Annotated in this window: 6 protein-coding genes; 4 read left to right on the forward strand and 2 right to left on the reverse strand. The window is 65.5% G+C overall.

All coding sequences use genetic code 11. The annotated features are described in order from the left end of the window. The first annotated feature begins 74 nt into the window (after positions 1-74). From ABIB35_RS18210 to crcB, 4 genes are all read left to right on the forward strand, one after another. On the forward strand, positions 75-3,707 hold the full coding sequence (locus tag ABIB35_RS18210; RefSeq protein WP_354183149.1) for a S41 family peptidase: 3,633 nt from the start codon (positions 75-77) through the stop codon (positions 3,705-3,707). 87 nt (positions 3,708-3,794) lie between these two features. Beyond that, positions 3,795-4,316, forward strand: a complete 522-nt coding sequence (locus tag ABIB35_RS18215; protein ID WP_354183150.1) for a universal stress protein — start codon at positions 3,795-3,797, stop codon at positions 4,314-4,316. Next, a complete protein-coding gene (locus tag ABIB35_RS18220) occupies positions 4,316-4,774 on the forward strand; it encodes a fluoride efflux transporter FluC (RefSeq protein ID WP_354183151.1) in 459 nt (152 codons plus the stop codon). Before ABIB35_RS18215 ends, ABIB35_RS18220 begins: the two co-directional genes overlap by 1 nt. Next, the gene (gene crcB, locus ABIB35_RS18225; RefSeq protein ID WP_354183152.1) at positions 4,771-5,148 is read left to right on the forward strand and encodes a fluoride efflux transporter CrcB; all 378 of its coding nucleotides are present in this window, start codon (positions 4,771-4,773) and stop codon (positions 5,146-5,148) included. The genes ABIB35_RS18220 and crcB overlap by 4 nt, the downstream gene beginning before the upstream one ends. A gap of 130 nt (positions 5,149-5,278) precedes the next feature. On the opposite strand, the gene ABIB35_RS18230 is transcribed toward crcB, so the two are convergent. Further along, on the reverse strand, positions 5,279-5,707 hold the full coding sequence (locus ABIB35_RS18230; protein WP_354183153.1) for an OsmC family protein: 429 nt from the start codon (positions 5,705-5,707) through the stop codon (positions 5,279-5,281). A gap of 93 nt (positions 5,708-5,800) precedes the next feature. After that, a complete protein-coding gene (locus ABIB35_RS18235) occupies positions 5,801-6,151 on the reverse strand; it encodes a hypothetical protein (protein ID WP_354183154.1) in 351 nt (116 codons plus the stop codon). Positions 6,152-6,331 lie beyond the last annotated feature (180 nt).

A 6,331-nucleotide genomic window follows, 5' to 3' on the forward strand; every position in this document is an offset into this window, starting at 1 on the left:
TCTCCGGCCGGAATATTGCCGCAGTCAGCCTGTCCCTGAGATGCGGGAAGGCCCCGGAAAGATAGGATCGATCCATGAGTCCTACTGCTTACCTCCGTTACCCCGATCTGCATGGCGACCTTGTCACCTTTGTGGCCGAAGACGATGTCTGGATGGCTCCGCTCACCGGAGGACGTGCCTGGCGCGTCTCCGCCATGGCGCTGCCGGCGCGCAGCCCCAAGTTCTCTCCGGACGGCACCCGGCTGGCCTGGCAGGTGGTTCAGGGCGGGGCACCGGAGATCGTGACCGCGGATGTCGACGGCGGTAACTTTCGGCAGCTGACTTTCTGGGGCAGCCAGAGCACCCGCATGAAGGGATTCAACGCAGCGGGGAAGGTCATTGCCACCACGTCAGTAGAGCAGGAGGATGGCCGGCTGCGCTGGGCGTTCGCGGTTCCTCTGGACGGTGCGGCACCGGTTAAACTCCCCTACGGACCGGTGGAAACGATCGCGGAAGGACCCGTCCTCGGAGACGAGCGCCCGATGGTCATCGGCAGCATGCTGACCCGTGAACAGGCATGGTGGAAGCGCTACCGCGGTGGAACGGCCGGGAAGCTGTGGATCGATGCGGACGGCAACGGGGAATTTGAACGCCTTGTTCCGGAACTTGACGGGAACCTCTCCGACCCGATGTGGATTGACGGCCGGGTGGTCTTCCTCTCCGACCATGAGGGCTACGGCAACTTGTACTCGGTGACACCCCAGGGGACCGATCTGCGCCGGCATACCGACTTTGACGGCTTCTACGTCCGGCACGCTTCGTCGGACGGCAGCCGCATTATTTTTGAATCAGCAGGCCGCCTGTGGCTCCTGCCTTCACTGGATGCCGAAGCCCAGCCGCTGGAGATCATCCTCGGTTCGGCCGGGACCGCCCGCCGCCCGCGTCCGCTGGACGTCGCCAGGCACCTGACCGAGGTGGTGCCCGATGCCAAAGGCGCCGCGAGTGTGGTGGAAACCCACGGCACCCTGCACTGGCTGACGCACCGGGATGGCCCCTCCCGCGTGATTGAGGCGGATTCCGCCGTGCGTGCCCGCCTCGGCAGGCCGCTGGGAAGCACGTGTGCAGTGTTCGTGGCGGATAACCAGGGCGAAGAAGCGATCTACATTAAGGACGTCTTCGCCGACATTGCAGCTGCATCCGCGCAGAAGTCCGGGTCTGCGGAGGAATTGCCCGCTTCTACTGAGGCTGCTGACGCCGCGGATGATGCCGGTCTGGTTCTGCCCGGACCGGTGCCCGCCTCCGGGGCCGCCAATCGGATCCCGCAGCCGGCCGGCGCGCAGGCCGCACAGGCCCGGACCGCCGGGAACAAGACCGAATCTGCTCCCACGCCGGGGGAGAGCCCCCATACGGCGCAGGCTGCCACTGACGGACACACCCAAAGCGCCGGAAGCAGCGTCATCCGTGTTGGATTTGACCGTCCTACCCGGGTCAGCCAGCTGGTTCCCAGTCCGGACGGACAGCGTGTGGGTGTGGCGACCGAATACGGTGAAGTTTTTGTGCTCGACGTCGGCACGGCCCAGCTGTTCCCCGTTGCATCCTCCGGATTTGGGGCCGTGGACCAGCTGGCGTTCTCCCCGGACTCACAGTGGCTGGCCTGGGCCGAACCGGCCAGCGCCGAGGGCCGGACCCGGATCCGGCTGCGGTCCGTGCTGGACACAGCGGCACCGGTTATCGATGTGACCGACGGCCGGTTTACCGACCACGACCCGTCCTTCACCACCGACGGCCGCTACCTGGCCTTCCTCTCCGAACGCAGCTTTGATCCCGTCTACGACACCCACCGGTTCGACCTGAGCTTCCCGTCCTCCACGAAGCCGTTCCTGGTGGCGCTGGCGGCGGGTACGCCGTCGCCGTTTGGACCGTCGGTGTCCGGCAGCGTTGTGCCGGTGGCCGGAACTGCCGAGCAGAGCGCCGGCTCCGCGACGGATACGCCCGCACAGGACGAGGTGCCCGCGGTCCAGGTGGATGCCGAACGGATCGGCGACCGGATCATTGCCGTGCCCGTCCCGCAGGGGCGTTATGACAGGCTCCGGGCTGCCCAGGACGCCCTGCTCTGGCAGGCCACCGATATTTACGGGGTGACCGGTGACGGCCGCGCCTCGGCCGCGGACCGTGAGCCGGCTTCCCGGCTGGAGCGCTTCGACCTGGCAAAGAAGGAACTCTCCGTCCTGGTATCGGCGCTGGAGAGCTTCGAAGTCAGCGGTGACGGCGCCAAGGTGGTGCTGCGCCATGACGGCGGTGTCCGTGTGGTCCCCGCAGCAGCAAAGGTGGAGGAGGATTCCGCGGACAGCATCCGAGTGGATCTGGCCCGGATCCGGGTGCGGCTCGATCCGGTCAAAGTCTGGGGCCAGGCCTTTGATGAGGCCTGGCGCCTGCAGCGGGACTTCTTCTGGGCTCCGGATCTGGGCGGATTGGATTGGGAGGGCGTCCACGCCCGCTACCGTCCGCTGGTGCAGAACATCGGCAGCCACGACGACCTCGTGGACCTGCTCTGGGAAATGCACGGAGAGCTCGGCACCTCCCATGCATACGTGAGCCCGGCACCCGTGACGGAACAGGGATCGGGGGGCCAGGGCTTCCTGGGCGCCGATCTGCGGCCCGGACCGGAAGGCTGGGAGGTGGTGCGCATCCTCGGGGCAGAGTCCTCTGACCCGCAGGCTACTTCGCCGCTGAGCGCGCCCGGCGCTGACGTCCATCCCGGCGACATTATTGCCGCCGTCGACGGTCAGCCGGTTCCGCCCCGCGAGGGCCCGGCAGCACTGCTTGTCGGAGCAGCCGGGCGTGCTGTGGAGCTGACCATCGTTTCCACGGACGACGGCAGCGCGCCAGTTCAGCGGCGCATCGCCGTCGTGCCCCTGCGCAGCGAGGAACGGCTCCGATACCAGAACTGGGTCAGCGCCAACCGGCGCATCGTGCGCGGAGCCTCCGGGGGTACGTTCGGGTACCTGCACATCCCGGACATGGTGGCCAACGGCTGGTCGCAGCTGCACCGTGACCTGGACCAGGAGGCATCCCTGCAGGCATTGGTGGTTGATGTCCGGCGGAACCGCGGCGGTCACACCTCCCAGCTGGTAGCCGAGCTGATCGGCCGGAAGGTGACGGCCTGGGAAAATCCGAGGGGCGGCAAACCCACACCGTATCCGGCTCATGCTCCGCGCGGCCCGGTGGTGATCCTGACGGATGAATTCGCGGGTTCCGACGGCGACATCATCACCCAGGTGGCTAAGCTGCGCAGCATCGGGCCTGTGGTAGGCACGCGCACCTGGGGCGGCGTGGTGGGCATTGACGGGCGGTTCAGGTTGGTGGACGGGACAGTGGTCAACCAGCCCCGGTTCGCCTACTGGTTTACCGGCGGTGTGGGCTGGGGGGTAGAGAACCGCGGCGTTGAGCCGGACATTGAGGTGGCCTTCCCGCCGCACGCCTACGTGGCGGGGGATGACCCGCAGCTGGAGCACGGTGTGGGAATCCTGCGGGAAATGCTCTCGGAGCTGCCCACAGATCAGCCGCCCGCACTCTCGGGTTACCGCTCGCTTCAGCTCCCGCCGCTTCCGCCGCGTCCGCAGGACCGGCTGGCAGATGGCCGCGAGGAGGACGGTGACCTGTCGGTTCCGGCACCGGTGTCAGCTGGCGCGGAGGGCGTCGGCGGGGGCAAGGACGGCCGCCATTAGGGCCGGTCCAGACCGGCGGAATGAATGGCCCTTCGGGGCTCGGCGGCAGCTTTGAACTCGGATGAACGCCGGGAGAGGATGAAAGAAATGGGCACACACCCCGATTCTTTGCAGAAGCGTCCTATTATTCTCGGCGTTTCTTCCGGCCAGCCGATGCACGTGGTCTTGGAAGCCGTCCGCTTCGCCGAGCAGCTCGGCTCCGAACTGATCTGCGCGCATGTGAACCCCGCGCGTTTTGGTACTGCTGAGTCTGACGACGGTGCAATGCTCTCTTCCCCGATAGATCCCGACTTCGCCGACGAGGGCGGGGGCGATTTTGACCCCCACCTAGCCGCCGGCCTTGCCGAGGCGCTCGCCGGCCGTGACGTACGCTGGCGCACTTTGGCTCTCCCGGGTGACGTTGCCACCGCACTTGGCCATCTGGCTGACACCGTTGATGCTGCGATGATCGTTGTCGGCACGCAGAAGCGGTCCTTGGGCGGCAGCATCCAGGAGGTCTTCCACCACTCCGTCGCCGTAAACCTGGCACGCCATCAGCTGCGCCCCGTCCTCGTCATTCCTGCGTACGGAAATGACGGGGCAGATGCCCTGCGGGGTCGGACAGAGTGATGAGCACCGGAGTTCGCCCCCCACACCTGCGCTGGGCAGCCATCGGGCTCGTGATTCTTGGCGGTGCGGGCGGAGCCGCTGGCCGTGAGGGCGTCACGCTCATTATCCCGGACCTCGGCGCGGTGCCGGTCGCGATCCTTGTCGTTAACCTGCTGGGCGCCTTTCTGCTCGGTTTCCTCTATGAGGCGCTCACCCGCATGGACAGTGCCTCCCTGACCGGCAGGAACCTCAAGCTGTTGCTTGGGACCGGTTTCTGCGGCGGGTTCACCACGTACAGCGCTCTGGCCGCGGGCATCGTCACATTGTTGCGCGACGGGCTGCTCTTCACAGCACTGATGTATGCCTTTGGCACGGTGTTCCTCGGGGCGTGCGCCACCTGGGCGGGTCTCGCAGCCGGCAGTGTCAACGGCCGCGGGCAGGGCCGGCGGCACCGGACAGGCCAGGGGGCCGCTTCATGAGACCCTGGATTTTCCTATTACTCGCGGTGGCCGGCGGCCTTGGAGCCGGCATGCGGTTCTTTGTAGACGGTCTCCTCCGCGGGCGATTGAGGACGGGGATTCCTTGGGAGACCACCTTCATCAATGTCTCGGGTTCCCTCCTGCTTGGGCTTCTCACCGGGGCTTCCCTTGGGCACCTGGTGTCGAGCGAACTCAGCGCCATACTCGGTACGGGGTTCCTTGGCGGCTACACCACCTTCAGCACTGCTAGCTACGAGACAGTGCAACTGATCAAGCAGGGCCGCTATAGCGCCTCGTTCATCAGCGGTGTTGGCATGCTTGTGCTGTCGGTGGCGGCCGCTGCCCTGGGCGTTTGGGTGGGTGCGGCGCTCTAGGCTGAATGCGGGCAGCGCCCCCCTTCCGGCGGGCAGCCCGGCTGAACCAAAGCGGCCCGGCTGAACCAAAGCGGCCCGTGGTCCCTTGTGGAACCACGGGCCGCTTCTGCTTGTGGGCAGGGATGTTGGGCTAGGACTCCAGCGTGGCCTCAAGTGAGATCTTGATGCCGGCCAGTGCCTGCGATACCGGGCAGCCGCTCTTGGCAGCCTCGGCGATGTCCGTGAATTCCTCGGCCGTTAGGCCCGGAACCACAGCTGTAACCTTCAGGCGGCTCTCGGTGATGCCGGTGCCGGGAACAAAGGTGACATCTGCGGAGGTCTCAATGCGCTCGGCGGTCTTGCCGGCTTCTGCCAGTCCGTTGCTGAAGGCCATCGAGAAACAGGCCGAGTGCGCTGCGGCGATCAGTTCCTCGGGGCTGGTTTTGCCGTTGGCTTCTTCGGCGCGCGCCTTCCACGTGACGTCGTAGGTGCCAAGGCCGGAGCTGTCGAGCGTGACATTACCCTTGCCGTTGAAGAGATCGCCGTTCCAGACGGTGTGGGCTGAGCGGACTGTAGCCATGGGGAGCTCCTTAAAAAGCGGATGGGATGAAGGCCGGCAGGCGCCGGCGCTTCATCCCATCCTATTCAGTGACGCAGAGCGGGTTCTACTGTTCTAGTGCCACATCGTGGCAACGGCGATATTAACAACGGCCAGGATACCCACGCCGTTGGCCAGGAGCTTGCTCACCGGCTCGTTCTTCTTGTATTTGCGCTGGCCAATGAACGCCAGCACGGCGATGACCAGTGCCACCACAAGCTTGACGGTGATCTTTGCGTAATTAATGTCGTAGTCATCCATCTCGGCCAAGCCAACGAGGAGGAGGCCGCTCAGCAGCGCCAGCAGCGCACCGTGGAACTGGCCGGGCATAACCGTGGGCTTCTTGATATTGGCAAGCCAGATACCGACTACGATGGCCGCACCCAGAATGTGCAGGAAAACGAGAAAATTATGTAGGAAGTCCATTCCTCCAGCTTACGGACGCTTTGCGCGCATTCAACAGAGCGACGTGGCCGTCACCAGTAACTTTTCGACAACATGTAGGAATCCTGGGGGGGTGCCTCTATGGTTTTCGTCAAGCGACTGAGGGCAGGTTCTTTGGTGCCGGGTCTGCGTAGAGGGTGCCGTCACGGAGCATGGCGAAGA

The organism is Arthrobacter sp. UYP6, assembly GCF_040547315.1.
Classification (GTDB): domain Bacteria; phylum Actinomycetota; class Actinomycetes; order Actinomycetales; family Micrococcaceae; genus Arthrobacter_B.